Source organism: Mycobacterium sp. 852002-50816_SCH5313054-b, from assembly GCF_001667185.1.
In the GTDB taxonomy this organism is placed as follows: domain Bacteria; phylum Actinomycetota; class Actinomycetes; order Mycobacteriales; family Mycobacteriaceae; genus Mycobacterium.
Genome location: NZ_LZIC01000044.1, coordinates 21,193 through 46,231, shown reverse-complemented (window position 1 = coordinate 46,231; position 25,039 = coordinate 21,193). Strand labels below are relative to the sequence as shown.

Below are 25,039 nucleotides of genomic sequence, written 5' to 3'. Positions count from 1 at the left end.
CCGACATATTCCCGTCCCGCCGGACTCCCCAGTCACGGCATACCCGAGTACGCGGGTCCACGCTACTGGCCCAGGGCGTTCTGCATCGCCCCGGCCAGGACGTTGACCGCGGGACCCGCGTTGCCAGACTGGCAGACCTTGGCCTGCAACAACACGTTTTCACGCAGCCTGGTTTGATCGAAACAACGCCGGTCGGTGCCGGCTTCCTGCTTGGTCCAATTCGCGTCGGTACCCGTCGCCGGGCCGCCGTCGAACGACCACACCTGCGTGCTCCCGTTGTCCAGATGCATCGCGGTGGTCTGGCCCGAGCAACCCACGGTCCGGTCCACGACACGATGGAACGCCCGTGCCGCGGCGTCGTTGTTGGCGAACACCCCGACCGCCTGTTTGACGAAGTGGGTCTGGTCGTTGGCCGACGTCTGGGTGGTCGCCCCGTTGAACGACGCCAGATCCGGATCGTCGAACACCTCGGGCAGCCCGACGTCCGCCCAGTTGTTGCACACCGGCACGTCGACGGAGAAGCCCTGGAAGGGCTGGGTGAACGTCGATTCCCAGCCCATCGGCCCGCCGACGATGTTGCCGACCGACCCCTTGCCCAGGACCGCGTAATTGACCACCCCGGGCTCCGACGGGTGCGCGGCGGCAACAGGAACGCCCCACCCCGCTCCGACCGCCACGCCGACGGTCACCACCGCGGCCCAGATCCGCATGGTCATGGGTTTCGATCATGCCAGGGGCGGGAGCGAGATCGCGAGCGCCGGATTATTGCGCCCGCACCCCCTCCTCCACTTTCTTACCGAGGTCGGGATCGACGTTGCGCCAGTACTCGAACACCCGCGACAGCACCGGCTCTTTGACGCCCTTGGAAACGTGCCCGATGATGTTGTGCGCCAAGCGATCCCGGGCCTCATCGTCGAGCACCTCGCGGACCATGGCCCCGGCCTGGCCCCAGTCGTCGTCCTCGGGGTGCAGCGTGTACGCGGCGCGGACCATGTCACCGTCGGCGTGCCAGCGCACCTCGGCCGCGCGCGCCGGGTCGGCCTGCGGGCCGCCGTAGGAGTTCGGGGCGTACACCGGATCGGAGACGTTGTTCATCCGCATCGCGCCGTCCTTGGAGTAGCTGTTCACTTCCACCTTCGGCGTGTTGACGGGGATCTGCCGGTAGTTGGTCCCCAGCCGGGCGCGGTGCGCGTCGGAGTAGGAGAAACCGCGGGCCTGCAACATCTTGTCCGGGCTCAGTCCGGTGCCGGGCACGGTGTTGTTGGGCTCGAAGGCCGCCTGCTCGATCTCGGTGTGGTAGTCGGTGACGTTGCGGTCCAGGGTCAGCTTGCCGACGTCGATCAGCGGATAGTCACCGTGCGGCCACACCTTGGTCAGGTCGAACGGATTGAACCGGTAGTTCCTGGCCTCCTCGTACGGCATGATCTGCATCTTCAGCGTCCAGCTCGGGTGATCACCGCGCTCGATCGCGTCGTAGAGGTCCCGCTGGTGATAGTCACCGTCCTCCCCGGCCAGCCGGTCGGCGTCCTCCTGGGTCAAAAAGTCGACGCCCTGGTCGGTGATGAAGTGGTACTTCACCCAGAAGACCTCGCCGGCGGCGTTGATCCAGCTGTAGGTGTGGCTGCTGTAGCCGTTCATCTGCCGCCAGCTCTTGGGAATTCCGCGATCGCCCATCAGCCAGGTGACCTGGTGCGCGGACTCCGGTGACAGCGTCCAGAAATCCCATTGCATGTTGTGGTCGCGCAAATTCGTTGCCTGCATGCGCTTTTGGGACCGGATGAAATGCTGGAACTTCATCGGGTCGCGCATGAAGAAGACCGGCGTGTTGTTGCCGACCATGTCGAAATTGCCCTCGGTCGTGTAGAACTTCAGCGCGAAGCCACGGGGGTCACGCCAGGTGTCCGGGCTGCCGCGCTCGCCGGCGACGGTCGAAAACCTGATCAGCGTCTCGGTTTTGGTTCCCGGCTGGAACACCGCCGCCCTGGTGAACTTGCTGACGTCGTTGGTCACCTCGAAGTGCCCGAACGCGCCGCCGCCCTTGGCGTGCGGTTGGCGTTCCGGGATGCGCTCCCGGTTGAACATCGCCATCTGCTCGATCAGGTAGTGATCCTGCAGCAGGATCGGCCCGTCGGGGCCGATCGTCAACGATTGGTCGTCGCTGGGTGCCGGGATGCCGGCGTCGGTGGTGGTATGGCGGTCAGTCATTTCGCTGCCTCCTCGTTAATGCGAATGGGCCCAAAACTTTGGATGCCGCGCGGCACCGCGGGCACGCCTACGGACGCGGGTTGCCCGGGGTGTTCGGCGCCGGTGCGGGGACGCTGGGTGTCTGCGACTGGCTGGGACCGCCGGGGCCACCCGGGCCGACGGGCCCGAAGCCCGGCGGCGGACCCCACGGGCCGACGACCATCCCCGGACCACCCGGGCCGCCGAACTGCCACGGCCCGCCGCCCGGGCCACCGGGGCCACCGGGGCCACCGGGGCCGTACATCATGCCGTGATGATGTTTGTGGTGGCAGTGATGGTTGAAACCGACGACCATGGCGCCGGCGAAGAAGACTGTCGACAGAATGAAGACGATCCCGGCCACGATCACCACCCACGCGGCGGCGACGTAGAGCCTGGGCGGCTTGACCCGCTCGTACGCGGGCGCCGACTGTGGCGGCGCGGCGACGGAAGTCGGTTGCGCTGACGGTTCAGGTGTTTGGGTCATGCCTTGAATAGTGCCCGTCTCGGCAACCGCGATAACAGGGTTGCGCCGACAAAAGTTGCTGTGAATTGTGTAGCCCGGCGCTCATTCGAGCGCCGGGCTAGCGGTGGAGGTTTGACGAAGCGCCTACGGCGTGCGAGACGGCGCGACCGACGACGGGATCTGGCTGGGTCCGGGGGCACCCGGTGTCGCCGATGCGGGCCCGCCGCCCTGGACCGCCCCGGGGCCGCCGCCCGGGCCACCCTGCCCGCCGGGACCACCCGGGCCGCCGAAGCGGTGCGGGTGCATGAACGCCGCGTGGTGCTTGTGGTGGTGCATGCCGCCATGACCGTGATGGCCGAGCGCCATGCCGGTGAAGAAGATGACCGAGACGATGAACACGACGCCGGCGACGATGGCGACCCATGCCGCGGCAATGAAGACCCGAGGGGTCCGGAAGAGCGCCGGCTCGACCGCCGGCGCGGGCGCGGTTGCGGTTGAGGTCCGCACAGTTGGTGTGTCAGATGTTTCACTCATGAGACTCATGATGCGGGCGTTAACAATAGTTATGGCTATGCGCTACTTAAGTAGCGGCTATGAGCTGAAAACACGGTTTACCTGCAAAAACCACTGGCTGGAAGGCTAATCCGGCTTGAACGGGTTGACCGCGAACTGGATCACCCGGTACGGCGCGGTCGCCCTGGTCCGGGTGTCCCACTGGCTGACGAAGATCCGCAGCTCATCCAGGGTGGACCCTGGTGAGATGTAGCCGCCATACGGCTGTGCCAGACGGTTGTCGAACGGCGGCGGCAGGCTCTCCGCCGGATCGGGCCACTCGTCGTGCTGCACCACCGTCGTCACGGGCGCGGTGCCGAGCGAGGTCGGGTCGTCGGCGACCCGGACCTCCATGTTGCCGGTGCTGGCGTTGAAGTAGGACAGCACCGCCTTGCCGTCGATCTGCCGAATGGACATCTCGCCCACCTGGTCGGGCCACAGCGGCCGCGGCGGCTTGCCCCACCCGCCGCCGGGCCCCGGCGCCCAGCCCTGCCACCGGGACCGGTCGATGAACGTCTGCGGCGTGGCCCGGTACAGCAGCACCGGATCGCGGCGCGTGAAGCTGTTGGCCACGATGTACACCCAGCCGCCCGGCGAGTCCGGGGTGGGGATCGGGTCGTAGTAGCCGCTGATCTGCGACTGGCGCCCGCCCTGGTAGGAGCCGTCGCGGCGGGAGCCCGCGACGGTCTGCCAGCCGCCGCGCGCCGGTTCTGCCATCACCAACCGCGAGCTTTGCGGCTCAAGATTTTTCGTCGTCGTCACCATCAGGTAGTTGCGTCGGTTGACCTGCACCACCCCCGCGGGCAACTGGGAATCCCCGGGCGGCGTCGGGTCGGCCAGCAGCGGCTTGTTGATCCCGGTGACGCCGGTGTAGCGCACCCCGGCGGGGTCGTCCACCGACGCGGTGTCGACATGCAGCGCGATCGGCGAGTACCAGCCGCCGAAGCCGACGCCCTGGCCGGCGAAGCTGTCGCCGCAGACCTGCAACAGCTCGGCGGGGAACTCGACGAACTCACACAGGTCCGTCGCGCCGATGCCGTAGTCGCCCGTGGGGGTTCCGGTGCCGGCCGTCGGCCCGATACGCACCACCTGGCCCGGCGCCAGCGGCTGCAGGACCGGCTCCGGCGCCGGCGCCGGGGGATCGGCGCGCGCGATCCAAAAGCACTGCGGCACCAGCAAAGCGGCCACAACTAGCGAGAACCGCGTCGCGGAACTCACCCGCGGATTCACAACTGGGCGGCGAGTAACTCGGCGATCTGGATTGTGTTCAGCGCGGCCCCCTTGCGCAGGTTGTCCCCCGAGACGAACAGCGCCAGGCCGCGCCCGTCGGGCACGCCCGGGTCGCGCCGGATGCGCCCGACCAGCGACTCGTCCACCCCGGCGGCGGCCAGCGGCGTCGGCACGTCGACCACCTTGACGCCCGCGGCGCCCTCCAGCAGCTCACGGGCCCGCTCCGGTGCCAGCGGCCGCGCGAACTCGGCGTTGATCGACAACGAGTGCCCGGTGAACACCGGCACCCGCACGCAGGTACCGCTGACCAACAGGTCGGGGATGCCGAGGATCTTGCGGCTCTCGAAGCGCAGCTTCTGGTCCTCGTCGGTCTCGCCGGAACCGTCGTCCACCAGCGATCCGGCCAGCGGCAGCACGTTGAACGCGATCGGCGCCACGTAAGTCTTCGGCGCCGGAAAGTCGCACGCGCCGCCGTCGTACACCAGTTGCTCGGCGCCGTCGATGACGGCGCGCGCCTGGGTGGCCAACTCCTCGACGCCGGCCAGCCCGCTACCGGAAACCGCCTGATAGCTGGACACCACCAGGCGCTGCAGCTGCGCCTCGTCGTGCAGCACCTTGAGGACGGGCATGGCGGCCATGGTCGTGCAGTTCGGATTGGCGATGATGCCCTTCGGGCGGTTGGCGGCGTCCCGCGCGAAGTTCACCTCCGACACCACCAGCGGCACCTCGGGGTCCTTGCGCCACGCCGACGAGTTGTCGATCACCGTCACGCCGGCGGCGGCGAACCGCGGCGCCTGCACCAGCGACATCGTCTTGCCGGCCGAGAACACCGCCAGGTCCAGCCCCGCCGGGTCCGCGGTCGAGGCGTCCTCGACCTCGATCTCCTGGCCGCGGAAGGGCAGCTTGCGGCCCTGTGAGCGGGCGGAGGCGAAGAACCGCACCGTCGTCGCGGGAAAGTCACGCTCTTCGAGGAGCCTGCGCATCACCTGGCCCACCTGCCCGGTGGCCCCCACTACCCCAATCGCGACCATCTACCTACCCGTCCCCGCATACACCGTCGCCGACTCCTCGCCGCCGAGCCCGAACGCCTCATGCAACGCCACGACGGCCTTGTCTAGTTCGGTGTCGCGGCATAGCACCGAGATCCGGATCTCGGACGTGGAGATCAGCTCGATGTTGACGCCCACCGTGGCCAACGCCTCACAGAAGGTCGCGGTGACGCCCGGATGGCTGCGCATTCCCGCCCCGATCAACGACACCTTGCCGATGTGGTCGTCGTAAAGCAGCTGGGTGAACCCGATCTCGTCGCGCAGGGCGTCGAGCTTCTCCACCGCGGTGGGCCCGCTGTCGCGCGAGCAGGTGAAGGTGATGTCGGTTTTGCCGTCCTCCACCTTCGAGACGTTCTGCAGCACCATGTCGATGTTCACGTCGGCGTCGGCGACGGCCCGGAACACCCGGGCGGCGTAACCCGGGATGTCGGGTATCCCGACGATGGTCACCTTGGCCTCGCTGCGGTCGTGCGCGACTCCGGTCAGGATGGGGTCTTCCATGGCAGTGTCCTTGATCGATCCCTTAACGACGGTGCCCGGCTTGTCCGAGTATGACGACCGGACGTGCACCGGAATGTTGTAGCGGCGAGCGTATTCGACGCAGCGCAGCATCAGCACCTTGGCGCCGCACGCCGCCATCTCGAGCATCTCCTCGAACGTCACGGTGTCCAGCCTGCGGGCGTTGTGCACGATCCTGGGGTCCGCGCTGAAGATGCCGTCCACGTCGGTGTAGATCTCGCAGACGTCGGCGCCGAGCGCCGCGGCCAGAGCCACTGCGGTGGTGTCCGAGCCGCCACGGCCGAGCGTGGTCACGTCCCGGGTGTCCTGGCTGACGCCCTGGAACCCGGCGACCAACACGATGCGCCCCTCGTCGAGCGCGTCCCGCAGCCGGCCCGGCGTCACCTCGATGATCTTCGCGTTGCCGTGGGTGCCGGTGGTGATCACCCCGGCCTGCGAACCGGTGAACGAGCGGGCCTGCGCGCCCAGCGATTCGATCGCCATGGCGACCAATGCGTTGGAGATGCGTTCACCGGCGGTCAGCAGCATGTCGAGTTCCCGCGGCGGCGGGGCCGGGCAGACCTGCTGGGCCAGGTCCATCAGGTCATCGGTGGTGTCGCCCATCGCGGACACGACCACGACGACGTCATTGCCCTGCTTCTTGGTCGCGACGATGCGCTCCGCGACGCGGCGGATCCGGTCGGCATCCGCCACGGATGATCCGCCGTACTTCTGCACGACGAGCGCCACTGTTTCCCTTCCCCGGCTGGTCCTAAGTCCACAACAGAATACGTGGGGGCGCATCCCGATTTTCCGGCCGATGCCGGTGCGCTCGGGCCTTTGCGGGTGGGCTCGGACCTCACTTCGGCGGAATTTTCCCTGACGGCGCCGATGGCGGTAGAGTGCACACCGTGCAGCGGGTGTTCCTCCTCGGACGCCGCGACGGGGTCTGATCCAGACCGGCCTCCCGTCGCGGGAGTTCGCGATGCGCCGGTCTGAGGTTCCTTCCAAACCCCCGGAGCAACTACCGTGACCCAGCCTGATTCGCCCGACGCCTACAAGTCGGCACGCACCATCGTCAAACCCGCCGGCCCGCCCCAACCCGGCCAACCCTCCTGGAACCCCCAGCGCGGCTCGTCGATGCCGATCAACCGGTACCGGCCCTTCGCCGAAGAGGTCGAGCCCATCCGCGTGGCCGACCGCACCTGGCCCGACCGCGTCCTCACGCACGCCCCGCTGTGGTGCGCGGTGGACCTGCGCGACGGCAACCAGGCGCTGATCGACCCGATGAGCCCGGCCCGCAAGCGCCGCATGTTCGACCTGCTGGTACGCATGGGCTACAAGGAGATCGAGGTCGGATTCCCGTCGGCCAGCCAGACCGACTTCGACTTCGTCCGCGCCATCATCACCGAGGGCGCCATCCCCGACGACGTCACGATCCAGGTGCTGACCCAGTGCCGGCCGGAGCTGATCGAGCGCACCTTCGAGGCGTGCGCGGGCGCGCCGCGGGCCATCGTGCACTTCTACAACTCGACGTCGATCCTGCAGCGCCGGGTGGTATTCCGCGCCGACCGGGCGGCGGTCCAGGCCATCGCGACCGACGGCGCCCGCAAATGCGTCGAGGAGGCCGCCAAGCATCCCGGCACGCAGTGGCGCTTCGAGTACTCACCGGAGTCCTACACGGGCACGGAACTCGAGTACGCCAGGCAGGTGTGCGACGCCGTCGGCGAAATCATCCAGCCGACGCCGGAGAACCCGATCATCTTCAACCTGCCCGCCACCGTGGAGATGGCCACCCCGAACGTCTACGCCGACTCGATCGAGTGGATGAGCCGCAACCTGGCCAACCGCGAATCGGTGATCCTGAGCCTGCATCCGCACAACGACCGCGGAACCGCCGTCGCCGCAGCCGAATTGGGCTACCAGGCGGGCGCGGACCGGATCGAGGGCTGCCTGTTCGGCAACGGGGAGCGCACCGGCAACGTGTGCCTGGTGACGCTGGGTCTCAACCTGTTCTCCCGCGGCGTGGACCCGCAGATCGACTTCTCCAACATCGACGAGATCCGCCGCACCGTGGAGTACTGCAACCAGCTGCCGGTGCCCGAGCGACACCCCTACGGCGGGGACCTGGTCTACACGGCTTTCTCCGGCAGCCACCAGGACGCCATCAACAAGGGCCTGGACCAGATGAAGATCGCCGCCGACGAGGCGGACACCGACTTCGACGACATGCTCTGGCAGGTGCCCTATCTGCCGATCGACCCCAAGGACGTCGGGCGCACCTACGAGGCGGTGATCCGGGTCAACTCCCAGTCCGGCAAGGGCGGGGTGGCCTACATCATGAAGGCCGATCACGGCCTGGCCCTGCCGCGACGGCTGCAGATCGAGTTCTCGCAGGTGATCCAAAAGATCACTGACGGCGAGGGTGGCGAGGTCTCGCCGAAGGAGATGTGGGAGGCGTTCTCCGAGGAGTACCTGGCCCCGGTGCGGCCGTTGGAGCGAATCAAGCAGCGCGTCGACGCCTCCGACGAAGACGGCGGGGCGACGACGATCGATGCCACCGTCAAGATCGACGGCGTGGAGACGGAGATCAGCGGCACCGGCAACGGCCCGCTCGCCGCCTTCGTCCACGCGCTGGGGAGCGTCGGCTTCGACGTGGCCGTGCTGGATTACTCCGAGCACGCGATGAGCTCGGGCGACGACGCTCAGGCCGCCGCGTATGTGGAGGCTTCGGTGTCGATCGCGAGCGCGGCGCAGCCGGGCGAAGCGGGTCGGCACCCATCAGGCTCGGTCGCCGGCCGCACGGTGTGGGGGGTCGGCATCGCGCCGTCGATCACCACCGCGTCGTTGCGTGCCGTGGTGTCGGCGGTCAACCGCGCCTCTCGCTAAGCGTCAAAGAACACACGCAGCAGTCGATCGACCAGCTCCGCCGGGTCGTCATCGGTGGGCATCGTGAGCTTGCTGAACACGTAGCCGTTGAGCAGGCGGCTGAGCTCCTCCAGCTGCTGCGGTTCCGGGGCAAGGCCAGCCGCCTCGAAGATGAGCGTGGCGGACTTCACCGCCGCGGCCTGCAACTCCATCAGCAGCGGCCGAAGCTCGGGCCGCCGCGTGCCCTCCATGAACAGCTCGAACCGAGCCAGCGTGTAACGGAGAGCCTGCTCGTCGGGGTCGGAGATCAGCCGCGTCATCAGCGCTTTGACGCCGTCGCGTGTCAGCGAGCCGATCGAGGCCCGCAGAGCCTCGACGCGCTGCCAATGCAGATCGACGGTGCGCGACGCGGTGGCCTCGAGCAAGGCCTGCCGGGTGCGGAAGTAGTTCGACGTGGTGCCCGCCGGCAGGCCCGCCCGCTCGTCGACCTGGCGATGCGTCAGACCCCCGACGCCGGTATCGGCGAGGATGCCGATCGCGGCGTCCAGCATCTGCGCGCGGCGTTCCGGATTAGGCGGCATCAGTCTTTGTAGCGCAGCCGCCAGAACATCGTGAGGAAAGCCGGATACACCGCAACCAGCAAAAGGTAGCTGAACCACAACGGAAACCACATGTAGAGCGAAACGTCCTTGATCACGTAAGAGCAGTAAATGTGTAGCGGCACACTTCCGGCGATGTAGACGAGCGACGCTGTGAAGAACGCGCGATGACGTTTGTTGGCGAACCGGACGCGCCGCCACACCAAGATGCCGGTGATAGCCGCATACGTCATGGGAACGAGCAGGAACCTGTCGGCCTGCACAGTCGCCACGTATTTCAGGGTGAGGTTGTCTCCGAAGACCACCCGGTACAAGTGCAGGGCCACACCCAGCGAAATGGTCAGCATGGCCGCCGCGCGGAAAAAGTAGCCGTGGCGGCGGTACGCGGCCCACCGACGCCGGTGTACTACGTCTGTAGTGGTTGCCATGCCGACGACGGTACTACTACAGGCGTAGTGATGGCAAGGGTGGGTTCAGAACAGGGCCAGCTGCGCGTGGGCCGCGGTGACGTCGGTGAATTCCTCCATACCGGTGCCGCGGGCGACGGCACCGACGCAGTCCATGAACTGCGCGTCGGGCACCACCGGCACCCCCAGCTGCCGGGCGTGATAGCCCTTGCCCTGCTCGGGGGCGTCGTCGTTGCAGACCACCAGCGAGGTCTCGCCGTCCACGGCGTCGCTGTAGGCGAGCCCGGCGTGCAGGATCCGCTCGACGAGCTCCTCGTGAGTGCGCCTCACCTCGGCCGCCAGCGCGATTCGCATGCCCTGGACCAGCGGTCTGCCCCGCACGAAGGGCCCCGGGTTGAGGTAGGGGCACGGCATCCGCGAAGCCAGCACCTTCAGCGGGCGCAGCTCGTCGTGGGTCACCCGGCCGTTGGGCCATTGCCGCCGGGTCACCGGGTGCACCGGCAGCCAGATGTCGCGTTGGCGCGCCCGCTCCAGCGCCGACTCCAGCACCCCGGTCAGCACCAGCGCGTCGTCAAAGGCGTCGTGCGGGCGCTCCTGCACCACGCCCCAGTGCGCCGCGAGGGTCTCCAGCCGCAGGTTCTCGACCCCGAGGTCGAGCCGGCGCGCCAGTTCAACCGTGCACATGACGTCGTCAACCGGCAGCTCGGCCTCGGCGAGCTCGGCCTCCGCGGCCAAGAACGCGTAGTCGAAGGCGACGTTGTGCGCCACCAGCGTGCGGCCGCGCAGCACCTCGCCCAGGTCACCGACGATGTCGGCGAACTGCGGCTGGTCCTCGAGCATCGCGGCCGTCAGGCCGTGCACATGGGTGGGACCGGGGTCCACCCCCGGGTTGAGCAGGCTGACCACCGACTGCTCCACTCGGCCTTCGGCGTCGAGCCCGAGCGCGGCGACGCTGATGATCCGCGCCTGACCCGGCCGAAAGCCCGAGGTCTCGACGTCGACGACCGCCCAACCCCCGCCCGGCTCGCCGGCCGGCCGCCCCCAGGACACCCGGTTCATGACCTGAGCATGGCACGCACGACCGACATCACCCGGTCGCTGCGCTGCCGTGTCGGCAGGTAACTTCCCGCGCCTTTACACTGCGCGGGTGATCACCACCCGTGCGCGCCTGGCCCTCGCCGCGGGAGCGAGCGCGCGCTGGGCATCGCGGATGACCGGACGCGGGGCCGGCGCCATGATCGGCGGCCTGGTCGCGATGACGCTGGACCGTTCGGTGCTACGCCAGCTCGGGGCCGGGCGGCGCACCGTCATCGTCACGGGCACCAACGGCAAGTCGACGACCACACGGATGACGGCGGCCGCGCTCGCGACGCTGGGCCCGGTGGCCACCAACGCCGAGGGCGCCAACATGGATGCCGGCCTGGTGGCCGCGCTGGCCGCCGACCGCGAGGCCGGGCTGGCCGCCCTGGAGGTCGACGAGATGCACGTGCCGCACGTTTCCGACGCCGTCGAGCCCAGCGTCATCGTGCTGCTCAACCTGTCGCGTGACCAGCTGGACCGGGTCGGCGAGATCAACGTGATCGAACGCACGCTGCGGGCCGGCCTGGCGCGGCACCCCACGGCGGTCGTCGTCGCCAACTGCGACGACGTGCTGATGACCTCCGCGGCGTACGACAGCTCCCACGTGGTGTGGGTGGCCGCGGGCGGCGCGTGGGCGAACGACTCGGTCAGCTGCCCGCGCAGCGGCGAGGTCATCGTGCGCGACCAGGGACACTGGTATTCCACCGGCGCCGATTTCAAGCGGCCCAGCCCGCAGTGGTGGTTCGACGACGAGACGCTGTATGGGCCGGACGGCCTGGCCCTGCCGATGCGGTTGGCGCTGCCGGGCGCGGTGAACCGGGGCAACGCCGCCCAGGCCGTGGCCGCCGCCGTCGCGCTGGGCGCCGACCCGTCGAAAGCGGTGGCGGCGGTCTCCCGGGTCGACGAGGTCGCCGGGCGCTACCGCAGCGTCCGCGTCGGCGACCACCAGGCGCGGATCCTGCTGGCCAAGAACCCCGCCGGCTGGCAGGAGGCGCTGTCGATGGTCGACAAGCACGCCGCCGGGGTGGTCATCTCGGTCAACGGGCAGGTGCCCGACGGCGAGGACTTGTCGTGGCTGTGGGACGTGCGCTTCGAGCACTTCGAGGAGACGGCCGTCGTGGCAGCGGGCGAACGCGGCACCGACCTGGCGGTGCGCCTCGGCTACGCGGGCGTCGAGCACACGCTGGTGCACGACACCGTCGCGGCCATCGCGTCCTGCCCGCCCGGGCGGGTCGAGGTCGTCGCCAACTACACCGCCTTCCTGCAGCTGCAGCGAGCGTTGGCGCGCCATGGCTGACTCCACCGTGCGGATCGGGCTGGTGCTGCCCGACGTGATGGGCACCTACGGCGACGGCGGCAACGCCCTGGTGCTGCGGCAGCGGCTGCGGTTGCGGGGCATCGCGGCCGAGATCATCGAGATCACGCTGGCCGATCCGGTGCCGGAGTCGCTGGACCTGTACACGCTGGGCGGAGCCGAGGACTACGCGCAGCGGCTGGCCACCCGGCACCTCCTTCGCTACCCGGGCCTGCAGCGCGCGGCCGAGCGGGGCGCGCCCGTGCTGGCGATCTGCGCGGCGGTCCAGGTGCTGGGGCACTGGTACGCGACGTCGTCGGGCGAACGGGTCGACGGGGTAGGCATGCTGGATGCGACCGCGTCGCCGCAGGACGCGCGCACCATCGGCGAGCTGGTCAGCAAGCCGCTGCCGGCCGGCCTGACGCAGCGGCTCACCGGCTTCGAGAACCACCGGGGCGGCACGGTTTTGGGGTCGGCGGCGTCGCCGTTGGGGGCAGTGGTCAAGGGCGCGGGAAACCGGGCCGGTGACGGCTTCGACGGCGCGGTGCAGGGCAGCGTGGTCGCGACCTACATGCACGGGCCCTGCCTGGCCCGCAACCCCGAGCTGGCCGACCTGTTGCTCGGCACAGTGGTGGGCGAGCTGGCGCCGCTGCAGCTGCCCGAGGTCGACCTGCTGCGCCGCGAGCGACTGGCGGCTCGCTAGGCCTCTTCCGCGACACGGAAACCTCTGCGACGACACGCCGCGGCCGACCGCAAGGGTTTATATCTCGCGCAGGAAGGGCCCCCTGGCCGCGCTCCAAGTTTTCTTCAAGGATCCCTTTAGCGGCATCATCCAGCCTTTTCTCAACGCACCGACCGAGAAAAGGAATCCCATGAGCAACCCGAGAACACTCATCGTCACGGCGGCCCGCGTCATCGGGCTCTCGGCCGTGCTGGCCGCGGCCACCGGCTCGATGGTTGCGTTCGCCGCCAGGGCCGACGCAGCCCACGACGGGATGCACGGCACCCCGGCCGCCGCGGCGCCCTACTGGCGCTACCAACAGCAGGACCGCGACTGCGGGGAGATGGCGGTCGCCGACGTCGTCGGCCAGGTCACCGGCCACGAACCCACCGAGGACGAGATCACCGCCGCGGCCGGAAACGTCCCCAGCGTCAGCCACCCCGGACCGATTTACCGGCCCGGGAGCAACACCAAGAACTCGGACCTGCCCGTGCTGCTGGCGCACTACGGCGTCCCGGCCACCGCGGTCCACCCCAACCTCGACGCCCTCGCGCAGGACCTGGATCAGGGGCGCAAGGTGATCGTCGGGCTCAACGACAAGATCCTGTGGAACAGGCCCGGCGACCGCACCCAGGAAAACCACTTCGTCGTCGTCATCGGCATCGACACCTCAGCCAACGCGGTGCACCTGAACGACAGCGGCATCAAGGCCGGGCGGGACGAACAGGTTTCCGTTGCCACCTTCGAAGCGGCGTGGCAGACCAGCGACAACTTCGCCGTCGTCACCAAGTGACGGCTCAGACCATGGCCCGGCGGCCGGTGAGCGCGCGGCCCAGCGTCAGCTCGTCGGCGAACTCCAGGTCACCGCCCATCGGCAGCCCGGACGCGATGCGCGTCACGGTCAGGCCGGGGATGTCGCGCAGCATCCGGACGAGGTAGGTGGCCGTCGCCTCCCCCTCGGTGTTGGGGTCGGTGGCGATGATCACCTCGGTGATGTCGACGTCGTCGACCCGCTCACCGATGCGGGTCAGCAGCTCGCGGATGCGCAGCTGCTCGGGACCCACGCCGGACAGCGGATCGAGCGCGCCGCCCAGCACGTGGTAGCGGCCGCGGAATTCGCGGGTGCGCTCGACGGCCTGGATGTCCTTCGGCTCCTCGACGACACAGACCTGCGAGCCGTCCCGGCGCGGGTCGGCGCAGATGCGGCAGCGCTCGTCGTCGGACACGTTGCCGCAGACGGCGCAGAACCGCACGCCCTCGCGGACTTTCCCCAACACCGCTGTCAGCCGGTCGATCTCCGGCGGTTCGACCGACAGCAGATGGAACGCGATGCGCTGCGCGCTCTTGGGCCCGATGCCCGGCAACTTGCCGAGCTCGTCGATCAGATCCTGGACAGGTCCCTCAAACATGTCGGTACAGCGTCAGAGCCCCGGCATTTGAGTCGGCGGCGGCGCCGGCGGCTGGGCCGGCGGGGCGCCCATGCCACCGGCCAGGGCCCCGAGCCGCTCCTGCGCCATCTTGGTGACCTGCGCCGACGCGTCGCGCATGGCCCCGACGATCAGGTCCTGCAGAGTCTCGATGTCGCTGGGGTCGACGACCTTGGGATCGATCTCGACGCCGATCACCTCGCCGCTGCCTTTGACGACGACCTTGACCAAGCCCCCGCCGGCCTCACCGTGTATCTCGGCGTTGGCGAGCTGGTGCTGGGCCTCCAGTAGCTTCTGCTGCATCTGCTGCGCCTGAGCGAGCAGCGCCGACATGTCGCCTCCGGGTTGCATGACAATCCCCTCGCATCTTGGTCTCGAGTTGGTTTCGCCTGTGGGTGCCGGGCGATTCGAAACACCCAGCGTAGACCGCGCGCGGTTACCTTTGCGCCGTGGACCTACGAGTGAGCAGGCGTGTCGGAATCAAATCGGTGATCGGTGCGCTGGTCGCCGCCTCCACGGCGATCATGCCGACGGCAACCCCGGCCGCCTGGGGGGTGCCGTCCAATATCGCCGGCATGGTCGTTTTCATCGACCCCGGCCACAACGGGTCCAACGACGCCTCCATCTCCCGCCAGGTGCCCACCGGGCGCGGCGGCACGAAGGACTGCCAGGCCAGCGGGACGTCGACGAACACCGGGTACGGGGAGCACACGTTCACCTGGGACACCGCGCTGCGGGTGCGCGCCGAGCTCAACGCGCTGGGCGTCCGCACAGCCATGTCCCGCGGCAACGACACGGGCCTGGGGCCCTGCGTCGACGAGCGGGCCAACATGGCCAACGCGTTGCACCCCAACGCGGTCCTGAGCATCCACGCCGACGGTGGTCCGCCGTCGGGGCGCGGGTTCCACGTCAACTACTCGGCGCCACCGCTTAACCAGGCGCAGGCCGGGCCCTCGGTGCAGTACGCCCGGATCATGCGCGACCAAATGCAGGCGTCGGGCATTCCGCCCGCGAACTACATCGGCCAGGACGGGCTGTACGGGCGCTCGGACCTTGCCGGCCTGAACCTGGCGCAGTATCCGTCGATCCTGGTCGAGTGCGGCAACATGAAGAATCCGGTGGACTCGGCGCTGATGGAGTCACCCGAGGGCCGGCAGAAGTACGCCGACGCGCTCGTCCGCGGCGTCGCGGGCTTCCTGGCCACCCAGGGCCAGGCGCGCTAGCTTTCCAGTTCCTTCTTCAGGTTGGCCAGGACCTCGCCCTGAATCCTCTTCAGCCCCAAGGGCGCAAAGGTTTTCTCGAAGAAACCTTTGACGCCGCCGGCGCCGGTCCAACTGGTCTTCACCGTGACGCTGGACCCCGGCCCGGCGGGAGCCACCGTCCAGTTGATGACCATCGACGAGTTCGCATCCTTTTCGATGACGGTATGGCCGGCCACGTCAACGTTCACCTGCACGTCGCGAACCCGTGACTTGGTGGCCTGCAGCTTCCACTTGGCGACGGTGCCCGCCCCCTGCCCGCCCTGCAGCACCTGGTACTCGCTGTACTGCGGGGACAGGATTTTCGGGCGCATCTTCTGATAGTCCGCGACCGCGGCCAGGGTTGCCCCGGGCTCGACGTTGATCAAGATCGTGCTGGCTGCGCTCACCTGGCCCATCGGGCGCGACCCCTCTTTCGATGTCTCGGCGATCCGCCCGCGCGCGGGTGCACGGGCTGTTTCCGAAGACTAGGGTATATGTGGTGCCTGTCCCTGGATCTGCACTCTCGGCTCACGCAGCGGGCGTCGACCGGTTGATGGCGAGTTATCGATCCATCCCCGCGACGTCCGCCGTCCGACTCGCCAAGCCCACCTCAAATCTGTTCCGCGCCCGCGCCAAACGCGATGCGCGCGGCCTGGACACCTCGGGCCTGACCGGCGTCCTGTCGGTCGATCCCGACACCCGCACCGCCGACGTCGCCGGCATGTGCACCTACGAGGACCTGGTGGCCGCGACGCTGCCGCACGGCCTTTCGCCGCTGGTGGTTCCGCAGCTGAAGACCATCACCCTCGGCGGTGCGGTCAGCGGCTTGGGCATCGAGTCGGCGTCGTTTCGCAACGGCCTGCCCCACGAATCGGTGCTGGAGATGGACATCCTCACCGGCGCCGGCGAATTGCTGACCGCATCCCGCACCCAACACCCGGACCTGTTCCGCGCATTTCCCAATTCCTATGGCACACTGGGCTATTCGACGAGGCTGCGGATCGAGCTGGAGCCCGTCGCTCCGTTTGTGGCGCTGCGGCATATCCGATTCCGCTCGCTGCCCGACATGGTCGCGGCCATGGAACGCATCATCGACACCGGCGGGCAGGGCGGCACCCCGGTGGATTATCTGGACGGCGTGGTTTTCAGCCCCGACGAAAGCTACCTGTGCGTGGGCCGCCGGACCGCCACCCCGGGACCGGTCAGCGATTACACCGGCAAACACATTTACTACCAATCGATTCGGCATGACTCGGTTGGCTCGAACGCCACTCAACAAGCCACCAAGGACGACCGGCTGACCATTCACGACTACCTCTGGCGCTGGGACACCGACTGGTTCTGGTGCTCCCGAGCGTTCGGCGCCCAGAACCCGCGGGTGCGGCGCTGGTGGCCCCGCCGATACCGGCGCAGCAGCTTCTATTGGAAGCTCGTCGCCTTGGACCAGCGTTTCGGCATCGCCGATCGCATCGAGAAGCGCAATGGCCGTCCGCCGCGCGAGCGGGTGGTGCAGGACGTCGAGGTGCCGGTCGAACGGACCTGCGAGTTCTTGGAGTGGTTCGCCGGCAACGTGCCCATCACGCCGATCTGGTTGTGCCCGCTGCGGCTGCGCGATCACGACTGCTGGCCGCTGTATCCGATGCGCCCGGACCATACCTACGTCAACATCGGGTTTTGGTCGTCGGTGCCGGCCGGCGCGACCGAAGGCGCCACAAATCGGGCGATCGAGGCGAAGGTCAGCGAGCTGGACGGGCACAAGTCGCTGTACTCCGACTCCTATTACACCCGCGAGGAGTTTGACGAGCTCTACGGCGGGGAGGCTTACAAGACGGTCAAGAAAACCTATGACCCCGATTCACGTCTTTTGGACCTGTACGCGAAGGCGGTGCAACGGCGATGACGACTACCCGAGAACCCCATCACACCACCACCGGGAAGCTCAGCATGGCGGAGATCCTGGAGCTTTTCGCCGCGACCGGACGGCACCCGCTGAAGTTCACCGCGTACGACGGCAGCACCGCGGGCAGCGAGGACGCGGAGCTGGGCCTGGACCTTTGCTCGCCACGCGGGGCGACCTATCTGGCCACCGCCCCCGGCGAGCTGGGCCTGGCCCGCGCCTACGTGTCGGGTGACCTGCAGACCTACGGCGTCCATCCCGGCGACCCGTACCAGTTGCTCAAGACGCTGACCGACCGGGTCAACTTCAGGCGGCCGTCGGCACGGACGCTTGCCAACGTCGTCCGTTCCATGGGTGTCGAGCACCTGCTGCCCGTCGCCCCGCCGCCGGAGGAGGCGCCGCCGCGGTGGCGCCGGGTCGCGGCCGGCGTCATGCACAGCAAGACCCGGGACGCCGAGGCCATCCACCACCACTACGACGTCTCCAACACCTTCTACGAATGGGTGCTGGGTCCGTCGATGACCTACACCTGCGCGGTCTACCCCCACGCCGACGCGACGCTGGAAGAGGCCCAGGAAAACAAATACCGGCTGATCTTCGACAAGCTGCGCCTGCAACCGGGCGACCGGCTGCTCGACGTCGGCTGCGGCTGGGGAGGCATGGTGCGCTACGCGGCGCGACACGGCGTCCGCGCGATCGGCGCCACGCTGTCGGCCGAGCAGGCGAAATGGGCGCGGCTGGCGATCGAAGACGAAGGTCTCGCCGACCTGGCCGAGGTGCGTCACTCCGACTACCGCGACGTCGCCGAGGCGGAATTCGACGCCGTGTCCTCGATCGGCCTGACCGAGCACATCGGCGTCAAGAATTACCCCGCATACTTCGGTTTCCTGAAGTCCAAGCTGCGCACCGGCGGCCTGCTGCTCAATCACTGCATCACCCGCCATGACAACAAATCGACGTCGTTCGCCGGCGGATTCACCGACCGCTACGTCTTCCCCGACGGCGAGCTCACCGGCTCGGGCCGCATCATCACCGAGGCCCAAGACGTCGGCCTGGAGGTGCTGCACGAGGAGAACTTCCGGCACCACTACGCGATGACGCTGCGCGACTGGTGCCGCAACCTCGTGGAGCACTGGGACGAAGCGGTCGACGAGGTCGGCCTGGCGACGGCCAAGGTGTGGGGCCTGTACATGGCGGCCTCCCGGGTGGCCTTCGAGCAGAACAACCTTCAGCTGCATCACGTGCTGGCGGCCAATGTAGCGGCCCGCGGCGGCGACGGCCTGCCACTGCGGCCGTGGTGGATGCCCTAAGCGTTATCGATTCGGCGGGCGCCCAGCTCGCTCTGCAACAGCTCCAGTGCGACCTCCTCGGGGTCGCGTCGCGGCGCCGACGACTCGCTGCGGCCGGCCTCGGCGAGCATGTGCTCCTCGTCGTCGCGCTGAGCCGAATCCGTCTCGGCCGGCTCGTCGACGGGCGCTTCCCGCCTGGCGGGCTCGGGGGCGCTCGCGGCCGGTTCCCCCGCGCCGACCTCGCACCGCACCCGCCAGCTCACCCCCAGCGCGTCTTTGAGCGCTTCGGCGATGACGTCGGCGTTGCGCTGCTCGGACAGCCGCTTGGCCAGCGGCGCCGACGCATGGGTCAGCACCAGCGTGTTGTCCTCCACCGCGCGGACCGTGGCGCCCGCCAGCATCACCTCGGTGGTGCGGCTGCGCTGGCGCACCTTGTCGCGCACCGTCGGCCACATCGATCGCAGCGCGGCCGCGTTGAGTTCTCCTGGGGCAGAGGCTGATACGGGCTCGGGAGGCGGCGGAGCCGGTTCGGGTGCCGGCGTCGGCTTCGGTTCGGGCTTGGGCTCCGGCTTCGGCTCGGCCCTGGCGACGGGCGCGTCGGCCTCCTTGCGGGGCTGCACGGGCGGCGCCGCGGGCCGTGGCGGCGGCGCGGCGCTCTCGGAGGCCGGAAGCGACACGCCCAGCCGGGTCTCGATCCGCTCGACGCGCTGCAACAGCGCCGACTCGGCGTCGCTGGCCGAGGGCAACAGCAGCCGCGCGCATACCACCTCGAGCAGCAGGCGCGGCGCCGTCGCACCGCGCATCTCCCCCAGCCCGGCCTGCACGACCTCGGCGTACCGGGTCAGGGTCGCCGGGCCGATCCGCACCGCCTGCTCGCGCATCCGGTCCAGCACGTCCTCGGGCGCGTCGACCACGCCGCGGCTCACGGCATCCGGAACCGATTGCAGCACAATGAGATCCCGGAACCGCTCCAACAGATCCGTGGCGAAGCGCCGCGGGTCGTGGCCGGCGTCGATCACCGATTCGACCGCGCCGAACAACGCGGCGGCATCCGACGCGGCGAGGGCGTCCACGGCGTCGTCGATGAGCGCGACGTCGGTGGCGCCGAGCAGCCCCAGCGCGCGCTGGTAGGTCACGTGGTTGCCCTCGGCGCCGGCCAGCAGCTGATCCAGGACCGAGAGCGTGTCGCGCGGCGAACCGCCGCCGGCCCGGATCACCAACGGGTACACGGCGTCGTCGACGACGACGTCCTCCTGCTCGCAGATCCGCCCGATCAACGCCCGCATGGTCTTGGGCGGCAGCAGCCGGAACGGGTAGTGGTGGGTGCGCGACCGGATCGTCGGCAACACCTTCTCCGGTTCGGTGGTGGCGAAGATGAAGATGAGGTGCTCGGGCGGCTCCTCGACGATCTTGAGCAGGGCGTTGAACCCCGCGGTGGTGACCATGTGCGCTTCGTCGACGATGAACACTCGGTAGCGCGACTGCGCGGGGGCGTAGAAGGCGCGGTCCCGCAGCTCGCGCGTGTCGTCCACGCCGCCGTGGCTGGCGGCGTCGAGCTCCACCACGTCGATGCTGCCGGGCGCGTTGGGCGCCAGCGCCGTGCAGGAGTCGCACACGCCGCAGGGGTTGGCCGTCGGCCCCTGCGCGCAGTTCAGCGACCGGGCCAGGATGCGCGCCGACGACGTCTTGCCGCAGCCGCGCGGCCCGGAAAACAGGTAGGCGTGGTTGATCCGGCCGGCCTCCAGGGCGATCGACAGCGGCTCGGTGACGTGCTCCTGCCCCACCACCTCGGCGAAGGTTGCCGGTCGATACTTGCGGTAGAGGGCCACGGTCAGCAGGCTACCGGCGCGCGCTGACTGGAGCCCGGTCGGCGGGTCGTCGCCGTCAGCTCACACTCGACGGCGAGGAGACCAGCATCGACTCCGTAGCCGCCAGCAGCGCGCACGTCGCCAGCCCGTCGACCGCGTCGCGCAGGTCCGGCAGGGACGGGAAGGTGGGCGCGATCCGGATGTTCTTGTCGTCCGGGTCTTTCCGGTACGGGAACGACGCGCCCGCCTCGGTCACCGCGATACCGGCGTCTTTGGCCAGGGCGACGGTCCGCCGCGCGGTGCCGAGCAACACGTCGAGGCTGATGAAGTAGCCGCCCTTGGGTTCGGTCCACGAGGCGATCTTGGAGTCGCCCAGCCGGTTGTCCAGAATCTCGAGCGCCAGCGCGAACTTCGGCGCCAGGATCTGCTGGTGACGCTGCATCTGCAGGCGCACCCCGTCGGCGTCGCCGAAGAAGCGCAGGTGCCGCAGCTGGTTGACCTTGTCCGGGCCGATCGACTTCTTCCCCGCGTATTGCAGATACCAGGCGATGTTGCCCAGCGATCCGCCCAGGAAGCTGACCCCGGCGCCGGCGAAGGTGATCTTCGAGGTGGACGCGAAGACGTAGGGGCGGTTGGGGTTGCCGGCCGTGGCCGCGAGCCCGAGCACGTCGACCTGGCGAACGAAGTCGTGTGTCAGGGTGTGCACCGCATAGGCGTTGTCCCAGAACAGCCGGAAGTCCGGCGCCGCCGTCCGCATCTGCACGAGCCGGCGCACCGCCTCCCAGGAGTAGGTGATGCCGGTGGGGTTGCCGAACACGGGCACCGCCCACATGCCCTTGATCGCGGGATCGACGGCGACCAGTTCCTCGATGAGGTCGACATCCGGCCCGTCCTGCAGCATCGGGACCGCGATCATCTCGATGCCCATCGTCTCGGTGATCGCGAAGTGGCGGTCGTAGCCGGGGACCGGGCACAAAAACTTGACGACCGGCTCGTCCTTCCAGGGCCGCGGCGAGTCCACCCCGCCGTACAACATCGAGAAGGCGACGAGATCGTGCATCAGCTCCAGGCTGGAGTTGTTGCCGGCGATCAGGTTTTGCACCGGGATCCCGAGCAGCTCCCCGAATATGGCACGCAGTTCCGGCAGGCCGTGCAGGCCGCCGTAGTTGCGGGTGTCGGTGCCCTCGGAATCGCGGAAATCGTCGCCGGGGAGGCTCAGCAGCTGGTTGGACAGGTCGAGCTGCTCGGGCGAGGGTTTGCCGCGGGTCAGGTCCAAAGCCAGCTTCTTGGCCTGCAGCTCCGCATAATCCTGCTGGTTGCGCGCGTGCACCGCGGTCAGCTCGTCAGGGCTGAGGGAATCGAACGACGCCATAGCTATGCGGGCCCTTTCGCGGTCCAACCGGGGTGGAGTCAAGTGGAGATCGCAAGCGCGGCGGAGCCGGGCGAAGCGGGTCGCCACTCATCAAACGTAGGGGACCCCGCGCACCCGACAGAGCCCATTGACCCTTGCTGCCTTCCGGCCCTGGGGGAGTTCACAGGATAGACGCCGCGCGGGGTCCTGCGGCGAGTCTAGTACCTGGCCGGAAGCGAATGGCGGCGGCCATTCAAGGGGCCTGCACGCTCGGTTACCATGGCCCACGGAGGATTCGCCTAGTGGCCTATGGCGCTCGCCTGGAACGCGGGTTGGGTTAACAGCCCTCGCGGGTTCAAATCCCGCATCCTCCGCCACCGGTCGCACTCGATAGGGCGCGACCACGCACGGGGGTTGTTTGGAATCGCTGTGACCGGCCTTTAGGCTGGCTTGGGCTTACCAGCAGCATGAGGAGGCGTATGGGGCGCAAGGTCGCCGTACCGTGGCACGCGACGTTCTCGATCGCTGCCGGCGTCCTCTACTTCTTTTTCGTGCTGCCCCGCTGGCCTGAGCTGATGGGCGACACCACGCATTCGGTGGGGACGACGCTGCGGATCGTGACGGGCGCGCTGATCGCCCTGGCCGCGCTGCCGGTGGTTTTCACCCAGCTGCGGACCCGTAAGCCGGAGTTGGGCACGCCGCAGCTGGCGCTGACCATCCGGCTTGTGTCGATCGTGGCCCACGTGCTGGCCGGCGCGCTGATCATCGGCACCGCGATCAGCGAGATCTGGCTCAGCCTCGACGCCGTCGGGCGGTGGCTGTTCGGCGTTTACGGCGCCGCCGCCGCGATCGGCGTGCTCGGGGTCTTCGCGTTCTATCTGTCGTTCATCGCCGAGTTGCCGCCGCCACCGCCGAAGCCGATCAAGGCGAAGAAGGACAAGCGCAAGAAGCGGGGCGTCCGCGGCAAGAAGGGCGACGAGACCGAAGAGGAAACGGAAGAACTCGCCGAAGAGGGCGCTGAGCCCGAGGTCGACGAGACCGAAGAGGCCCCGGAAACCCAAGCGAGCGAGGAAGCCGCCACCGACGAGCAGGCCGAACAACCGGTCGAATCGGCCGACGCTCCCGCGGAAGCACCTGCCGCGCAAGACACCGAACAGGCCAAGGGTGGGCTGCAGAACCGCCGCCCCACCGGCAAGGGCTCCCACCGGATGCGCCGGCGCACCCGAGGCGGCGTCGCGGTCGACGAGTGACCGCAGCCTGCGGCGTCAGCGGCGCTTGAGGCTTTCCACATAGGCGGCGATGCGCCGCTGCGTCTGATCGGCACCCCACAGCCGGCGGACCTCACTGTCCACGAGGGCACCCTCGCGCATCCGTGCCAGGGCGGGGGCCCGCAGCTGCATTTTGGTATGGCGATAAGCGTCGACCGGGATGCCGGCGAGGTCGGCGGCCTCCGCCACTGCCGCCGCGACGAGGTCGTCGGCGACGACGCGATGGGCGAGCCCGTGGGCGATCGCCTCGTCCCCCCGGTAGACGCGGCCGCCCAGCAACACGTCCTCGGCGCGGTCCCCGCACGCGTAGCGCATCACCTCGAGCGCGGCGACCGGAAACGGCACCCCGACGCGGACCTCGGACGCCCCGATCTGCGCCTCGGGGCCGATCAGCCGGCGGTCACAGGCGCACGCCAGCACGCATCCGCCCGCGATGGCGGCGCCGTTGATCGCGGCCACCGTCGGGCCGGGGTAGCAGAACATCGCCTCGAACGCCTCGGACAGCGCCGGGATCAGCCGGTCGGTGTAGTCGGCACCGCCGTCGACCACGCGGTTGAGGTCGACCCCGGCGCTGAACGCGCGGCCCGCGCCGGTGACGACGAGCGCTCCGGCGCCGGAGTGCTGCAGCTCGCACAGCGCGTCCGCCAGCTCTTTGAGCAGCTCGACATCTTGGGCGTTGACGCGCCCGGAGGAAAGGGTCAGTACCTGAACCGCGCCGGCGGCCTCGATCTCGATCACGATGAGACGATAACGACGGGGATGTCGGTGTTCTCGTCGGTGTGGTAACTCGCGCACACCCGGTGGTAGCCGTCGGCGATCTGCAGCGGGACGCCCGTCGTGAAGTCGCCGCGCACCAGCAGGATCGGGGACAACGCCTGCCCCTTCTTGATCTTGGAGAGATCCGCGGCGACGTGGGGGTTGTCGTCGGGTAGCAGTGTCAGCTGCGCCGCCCGGAGGATGTCCTTCGCCTTCTTGTGGCTGACGATTCCGGCCTTCAGCTTTTCCGCCAACTGGTTGGCGGTACCCGGCTCCGCGAGCAAGGCGAGGTAGTCGGCTGCCGCCGGGAAGTCATGCGTCTCAGGCTTTTCGAGCCATTTCACGCTCGCCATCGCGCGTCTCCCTTCATCGGCCGTGTCGAGGCAGCCTACCGGGCGGGGCCGGAAATTGGGATCGGTAGCAGCCGGGCACGTCTGTACTTGCGCTCATGGCGACGCCAATCGGGCGGCGCATGAAGGAAGGAAAACCAGTGAAACGTCTTATCGCGGGAGCGATTGGAACCCTCGGCGTCGCATCTGCGCTGGTGGGCTGCTCGAGCGGCGGCCACACGGCCAGCCCCGCGTCGAGCACGGCGCCCAGCGCCGCCACAACCGGCACCAACGCGCAGGTCAAGGTGGCTGGCACCGATCTGGCCGGCCTGAACCCGTCCTCGGTGACCTGCGTCCGGACCGGCGGCAAGATCGACATCGGCAGCGGCAACGCGGGCGCCCAGCAGGCGCTGGCCGTGGTGATGACCGACGAGGCCACCCCCAAGGTCGAGTCGCTGGCCCTTTTTGTCGACGGCAGCGCCTTGACGGTCAGCAACGGCATGGGCGCCAAGGTCGGTTCGGCCGACGTGGCGGTGGATGGCAAGACCTACACCATCAGCGGCCAGGCGCAGGGCGCCGACATGAAGAACCCGATGGCCGGAATGATCACCAAGGACTTCAACATCAAGGTGACTTGCGGTTGATCGACCGAACTCCGGGGCGGCGGGCGTGCCCTCACTCACACG

General features: G+C 68.8%; 26 protein-coding genes, 1 tRNA gene and 1 other RNA gene. 10 read left to right on the top strand and 18 right to left on the bottom strand.

The window, feature by feature from the left end; genetic code table 11:
- Window positions 1-62: 62 nt before the first annotated feature.
- The 7 genes from A5787_RS08925 to A5787_RS08895 form a co-directional block, all read right to left on the bottom strand.
- The gene (locus A5787_RS08925; RefSeq protein WP_156763849.1) at window positions 63-710 is read right to left on the bottom strand and encodes a sensor domain-containing protein; all 648 of its coding nucleotides are present in this window, start codon (window positions 708-710) and stop codon (window positions 63-65) included.
- 52 nt (window positions 711-762) lie between these two features.
- On the bottom strand, window positions 763-2,205 hold the full coding sequence (locus A5787_RS08920) for a catalase (protein ID WP_066964794.1): 1,443 nt from the start codon (window positions 2,203-2,205) through the stop codon (window positions 763-765).
- Window positions 2,206-2,272: 67 nt separating this feature from the next.
- Complete coding sequence (locus A5787_RS08915; RefSeq protein WP_066964792.1) at window positions 2,273-2,710, bottom strand: hypothetical protein; 438 nt, start codon at window positions 2,708-2,710, stop codon at window positions 2,273-2,275.
- A 123-nt stretch (window positions 2,711-2,833) separates the two neighbouring features.
- Entirely contained in the window at window positions 2,834-3,232 is a 399-nt protein-coding gene (locus tag A5787_RS08910; protein WP_156763835.1) for a hypothetical protein, read from the bottom strand.
- Between the two features lie 96 nt (window positions 3,233-3,328).
- Complete coding sequence (locus tag A5787_RS08905; protein ID WP_369829099.1) at window positions 3,329-4,459, bottom strand: DUF4185 domain-containing protein; 1,131 nt, start codon at window positions 4,457-4,459, stop codon at window positions 3,329-3,331.
- 8 nt (window positions 4,460-4,467) lie between these two features.
- Window positions 4,468-5,502 carry an aspartate-semialdehyde dehydrogenase gene (locus A5787_RS08900; protein WP_066964785.1) on the bottom strand — a complete coding sequence of 345 codons (1,035 nt, stop codon included), beginning with the start codon at window positions 5,500-5,502 and terminating at the stop codon, window positions 4,468-4,470.
- Entirely contained in the window at window positions 5,503-6,768 is a 1,266-nt protein-coding gene (locus A5787_RS08895; RefSeq protein WP_066964783.1) for an aspartate kinase, read from the bottom strand.
- Window positions 6,769-7,047: 279 nt separating this feature from the next.
- Here A5787_RS08895 and leuA point away from each other — a divergent pair, with 279 nt between their 5' ends.
- A complete protein-coding gene (gene leuA, locus A5787_RS08890; RefSeq protein ID WP_066964780.1) occupies window positions 7,048-8,907 on the top strand; it encodes a 2-isopropylmalate synthase in 1,860 nt (619 codons plus the stop codon).
- Here leuA and A5787_RS08885 read toward each other — a convergent pair.
- The 3 genes from A5787_RS08885 to A5787_RS08875 are packed head-to-tail and all read right to left on the bottom strand — an operon-like array spanning window position 8,904 to window position 10,951.
- On the bottom strand, window positions 8,904-9,467 hold the full coding sequence (locus A5787_RS08885; RefSeq protein ID WP_066964778.1) for a TetR/AcrR family transcriptional regulator: 564 nt from the start codon (window positions 9,465-9,467) through the stop codon (window positions 8,904-8,906). The genes leuA and A5787_RS08885 overlap by 4 nt on opposite strands.
- Complete coding sequence (locus tag A5787_RS08880; RefSeq protein WP_066964776.1) at window positions 9,467-9,913, bottom strand: hypothetical protein; 447 nt, start codon at window positions 9,911-9,913, stop codon at window positions 9,467-9,469. The genes A5787_RS08885 and A5787_RS08880 overlap by 1 nt, the downstream gene beginning before the upstream one ends.
- Window positions 9,914-9,958: 45 nt before the next feature.
- Window positions 9,959-10,951: a DEDDh family exonuclease gene (locus A5787_RS08875; protein WP_066964774.1), complete on the bottom strand. Its 993-nt coding sequence runs from the start codon at window positions 10,949-10,951 to the stop codon at window positions 9,959-9,961.
- Window positions 10,952-11,039: 88 nt separating this feature from the next.
- Between A5787_RS08875 and A5787_RS08870 the strand changes: the two genes are divergently transcribed.
- From A5787_RS08870 to A5787_RS08860, 3 genes are all read left to right on the top strand, one after another.
- The gene (locus A5787_RS08870; RefSeq protein ID WP_066964772.1) at window positions 11,040-12,269 is read left to right on the top strand and encodes a Mur ligase family protein; all 1,230 of its coding nucleotides are present in this window, start codon (window positions 11,040-11,042) and stop codon (window positions 12,267-12,269) included.
- Window positions 12,262-12,969: a type 1 glutamine amidotransferase gene (locus A5787_RS08865; protein ID WP_066964764.1), complete on the top strand. Its 708-nt coding sequence runs from the start codon at window positions 12,262-12,264 to the stop codon at window positions 12,967-12,969. The genes A5787_RS08870 and A5787_RS08865 overlap by 8 nt, the downstream gene beginning before the upstream one ends.
- Window positions 12,970-13,138: 169 nt before the next feature.
- Window positions 13,139-13,780 (top strand): C39 family peptidase, encoded by a 642-nt coding sequence (locus tag A5787_RS08860; protein ID WP_066964761.1) that lies wholly within the window; start codon window positions 13,139-13,141, stop codon window positions 13,778-13,780.
- A 4-nt stretch (window positions 13,781-13,784) separates the two neighbouring features.
- On the opposite strand, the gene recR is transcribed toward A5787_RS08860, so the two are convergent.
- Window positions 13,785-14,396, bottom strand: coding sequence for a recombination mediator RecR (recR, locus tag A5787_RS08855; RefSeq protein ID WP_066916765.1), 612 nt, complete (start codon window positions 14,394-14,396; stop codon window positions 13,785-13,787).
- Between the two features lie 12 nt (window positions 14,397-14,408).
- Window positions 14,409-14,765, bottom strand: coding sequence for a YbaB/EbfC family nucleoid-associated protein (locus tag A5787_RS08850; protein WP_082977127.1), 357 nt, complete (start codon window positions 14,763-14,765; stop codon window positions 14,409-14,411).
- 98 nt (window positions 14,766-14,863) lie between these two features.
- On the opposite strand from A5787_RS08850, the gene A5787_RS08845 reads away from it, so the two are divergent.
- Window positions 14,864-15,637 (top strand): Rv3717 family N-acetylmuramoyl-L-alanine amidase, encoded by a 774-nt coding sequence (locus tag A5787_RS08845; protein WP_066964755.1) that lies wholly within the window; start codon window positions 14,864-14,866, stop codon window positions 15,635-15,637.
- Here the strand turns inward: A5787_RS08845 and A5787_RS08840 are convergent.
- Entirely contained in the window at window positions 15,634-16,071 is a 438-nt protein-coding gene (locus A5787_RS08840; RefSeq protein WP_066964753.1) for an SRPBCC family protein, read from the bottom strand. The genes A5787_RS08845 and A5787_RS08840 overlap by 4 nt on opposite strands.
- Before the next feature lie 80 nt (window positions 16,072-16,151).
- Here A5787_RS08840 and A5787_RS08835 point away from each other — a divergent pair, with 80 nt between their 5' ends.
- On the top strand, window positions 16,152-17,555 hold the full coding sequence (locus A5787_RS08835) for an FAD-binding oxidoreductase (RefSeq protein ID WP_066964752.1): 1,404 nt from the start codon (window positions 16,152-16,154) through the stop codon (window positions 17,553-17,555).
- Window positions 17,552-18,862, top strand: a complete 1,311-nt coding sequence (locus A5787_RS08830; RefSeq protein ID WP_197506992.1) for a class I SAM-dependent methyltransferase — start codon at window positions 17,552-17,554, stop codon at window positions 18,860-18,862. Before A5787_RS08835 ends, A5787_RS08830 begins: the two co-directional genes overlap by 4 nt.
- On the opposite strand, the gene A5787_RS08825 is transcribed toward A5787_RS08830, so the two are convergent.
- The 3 genes from A5787_RS08825 to ffs all read right to left on the bottom strand — a co-directional run bounded on the left by A5787_RS08825 (window position 18,859) and on the right by ffs (window position 22,212).
- Window positions 18,859-20,670, bottom strand: a complete 1,812-nt coding sequence (locus A5787_RS08825) for a DNA polymerase III subunits gamma/tau (protein ID WP_066964744.1) — start codon at window positions 20,668-20,670, stop codon at window positions 18,859-18,861. The two genes, A5787_RS08830 and A5787_RS08825, sit on opposite strands and share 4 nt — an antisense overlap.
- Window positions 20,671-20,725: 55 nt before the next feature.
- A complete protein-coding gene (locus tag A5787_RS08820; RefSeq protein ID WP_066964741.1) occupies window positions 20,726-22,021 on the bottom strand; it encodes an aminotransferase in 1,296 nt (431 codons plus the stop codon).
- Window positions 22,022-22,115: 94 nt separating this feature from the next.
- Window positions 22,116-22,212: signal recognition particle sRNA small type (ffs, locus tag A5787_RS08815), an RNA gene on the bottom strand.
- A 76-nt stretch (window positions 22,213-22,288) separates the two neighbouring features.
- On the opposite strand from ffs, the gene A5787_RS08810 reads away from it, so the two are divergent.
- Window positions 22,289-22,377, top strand: a tRNA-Ser gene (locus A5787_RS08810).
- A 102-nt stretch (window positions 22,378-22,479) separates the two neighbouring features.
- Window positions 22,480-23,250 carry a hypothetical protein gene (locus A5787_RS08805; RefSeq protein WP_066964739.1) on the top strand — a complete coding sequence of 257 codons (771 nt, stop codon included), beginning with the start codon at window positions 22,480-22,482 and terminating at the stop codon, window positions 23,248-23,250.
- A 15-nt stretch (window positions 23,251-23,265) separates the two neighbouring features.
- Here A5787_RS08805 and A5787_RS08800 read toward each other — a convergent pair whose 3' ends face one another.
- Together A5787_RS08800 and A5787_RS08795 are read right to left on the bottom strand one after the other, a co-directional pair.
- Window positions 23,266-24,006, bottom strand: a complete 741-nt coding sequence (locus A5787_RS08800) for an enoyl-CoA hydratase/isomerase family protein (RefSeq protein WP_066964736.1) — start codon at window positions 24,004-24,006, stop codon at window positions 23,266-23,268.
- Window positions 24,003-24,377 (bottom strand): hypothetical protein, encoded by a 375-nt coding sequence (locus A5787_RS08795; protein ID WP_066964733.1) that lies wholly within the window; start codon window positions 24,375-24,377, stop codon window positions 24,003-24,005. The genes A5787_RS08800 and A5787_RS08795 overlap by 4 nt, the downstream gene beginning before the upstream one ends.
- 137 nt (window positions 24,378-24,514) lie before the next feature.
- Between A5787_RS08795 and A5787_RS08790 the strand changes: the two genes are divergently transcribed.
- Complete coding sequence (locus tag A5787_RS08790) at window positions 24,515-24,997, top strand: lipoprotein LpqH (RefSeq protein ID WP_066964732.1); 483 nt, start codon at window positions 24,515-24,517, stop codon at window positions 24,995-24,997.
- Window positions 24,998-25,039: the final 42 nt, after the last annotated feature.

Coding starts and splice junctions, on each gene's coding strand:
- A5787_RS08925 (WP_156763849.1), bottom strand. CDS start 710: ATGCGGATCTGGGCCGCGGTGGTGACCGTCGGCGTGGCGGTCGGAGCG.
- A5787_RS08920 (WP_066964794.1), bottom strand. CDS start 2,205: ATGACTGACCGCCATACCACCACCGACGCCGGCATCCCGGCACCCAGC.
- A5787_RS08915 (WP_066964792.1), bottom strand. CDS start 2,710: ATGACCCAAACACCTGAACCGTCAGCGCAACCGACTTCCGTCGCCGCG.
- A5787_RS08910 (WP_156763835.1), bottom strand. CDS start 3,232: ATGAGTCTCATGAGTGAAACATCTGACACACCAACTGTGCGGACCTCA.
- A5787_RS08900 (WP_066964785.1), bottom strand. CDS start 5,502: ATGGTCGCGATTGGGGTAGTGGGGGCCACCGGGCAGGTGGGCCAGGTG.
- A5787_RS08885 (WP_066964778.1), bottom strand. CDS start 9,467: ATGCCGCCTAATCCGGAACGCCGCGCGCAGATGCTGGACGCCGCGATC.
- A5787_RS08880 (WP_066964776.1), bottom strand. CDS start 9,913: ATGGCAACCACTACAGACGTAGTACACCGGCGTCGGTGGGCCGCGTAC.
- A5787_RS08875 (WP_066964774.1), bottom strand. CDS start 10,951: ATGAACCGGGTGTCCTGGGGGCGGCCGGCCGGCGAGCCGGGCGGGGGT.
- A5787_RS08865 (WP_066964764.1), top strand. CDS start 12,262: ATGGCTGACTCCACCGTGCGGATCGGGCTGGTGCTGCCCGACGTGATG.
- A5787_RS08860 (WP_066964761.1), top strand. CDS start 13,139: ATGAGCAACCCGAGAACACTCATCGTCACGGCGGCCCGCGTCATCGGG.
- recR (WP_066916765.1), bottom strand. CDS start 14,396: ATGTTTGAGGGACCTGTCCAGGATCTGATCGACGAGCTCGGCAAGTTG.
- A5787_RS08850 (WP_082977127.1), bottom strand. CDS start 14,765: ATGCAACCCGGAGGCGACATGTCGGCGCTGCTCGCTCAGGCGCAGCAG.
- A5787_RS08840 (WP_066964753.1), bottom strand. CDS start 16,071: ATGGGCCAGGTGAGCGCAGCCAGCACGATCTTGATCAACGTCGAGCCC.
- A5787_RS08830 (WP_197506992.1), top strand. CDS start 17,552: ATGACGACTACCCGAGAACCCCATCACACCACCACCGGGAAGCTCAGC.
- A5787_RS08820 (WP_066964741.1), bottom strand. CDS start 22,021: ATGGCGTCGTTCGATTCCCTCAGCCCTGACGAGCTGACCGCGGTGCAC.
- A5787_RS08805 (WP_066964739.1), top strand. CDS start 22,480: ATGGGGCGCAAGGTCGCCGTACCGTGGCACGCGACGTTCTCGATCGCT.
- A5787_RS08795 (WP_066964733.1), bottom strand. CDS start 24,377: ATGGCGAGCGTGAAATGGCTCGAAAAGCCTGAGACGCATGACTTCCCG.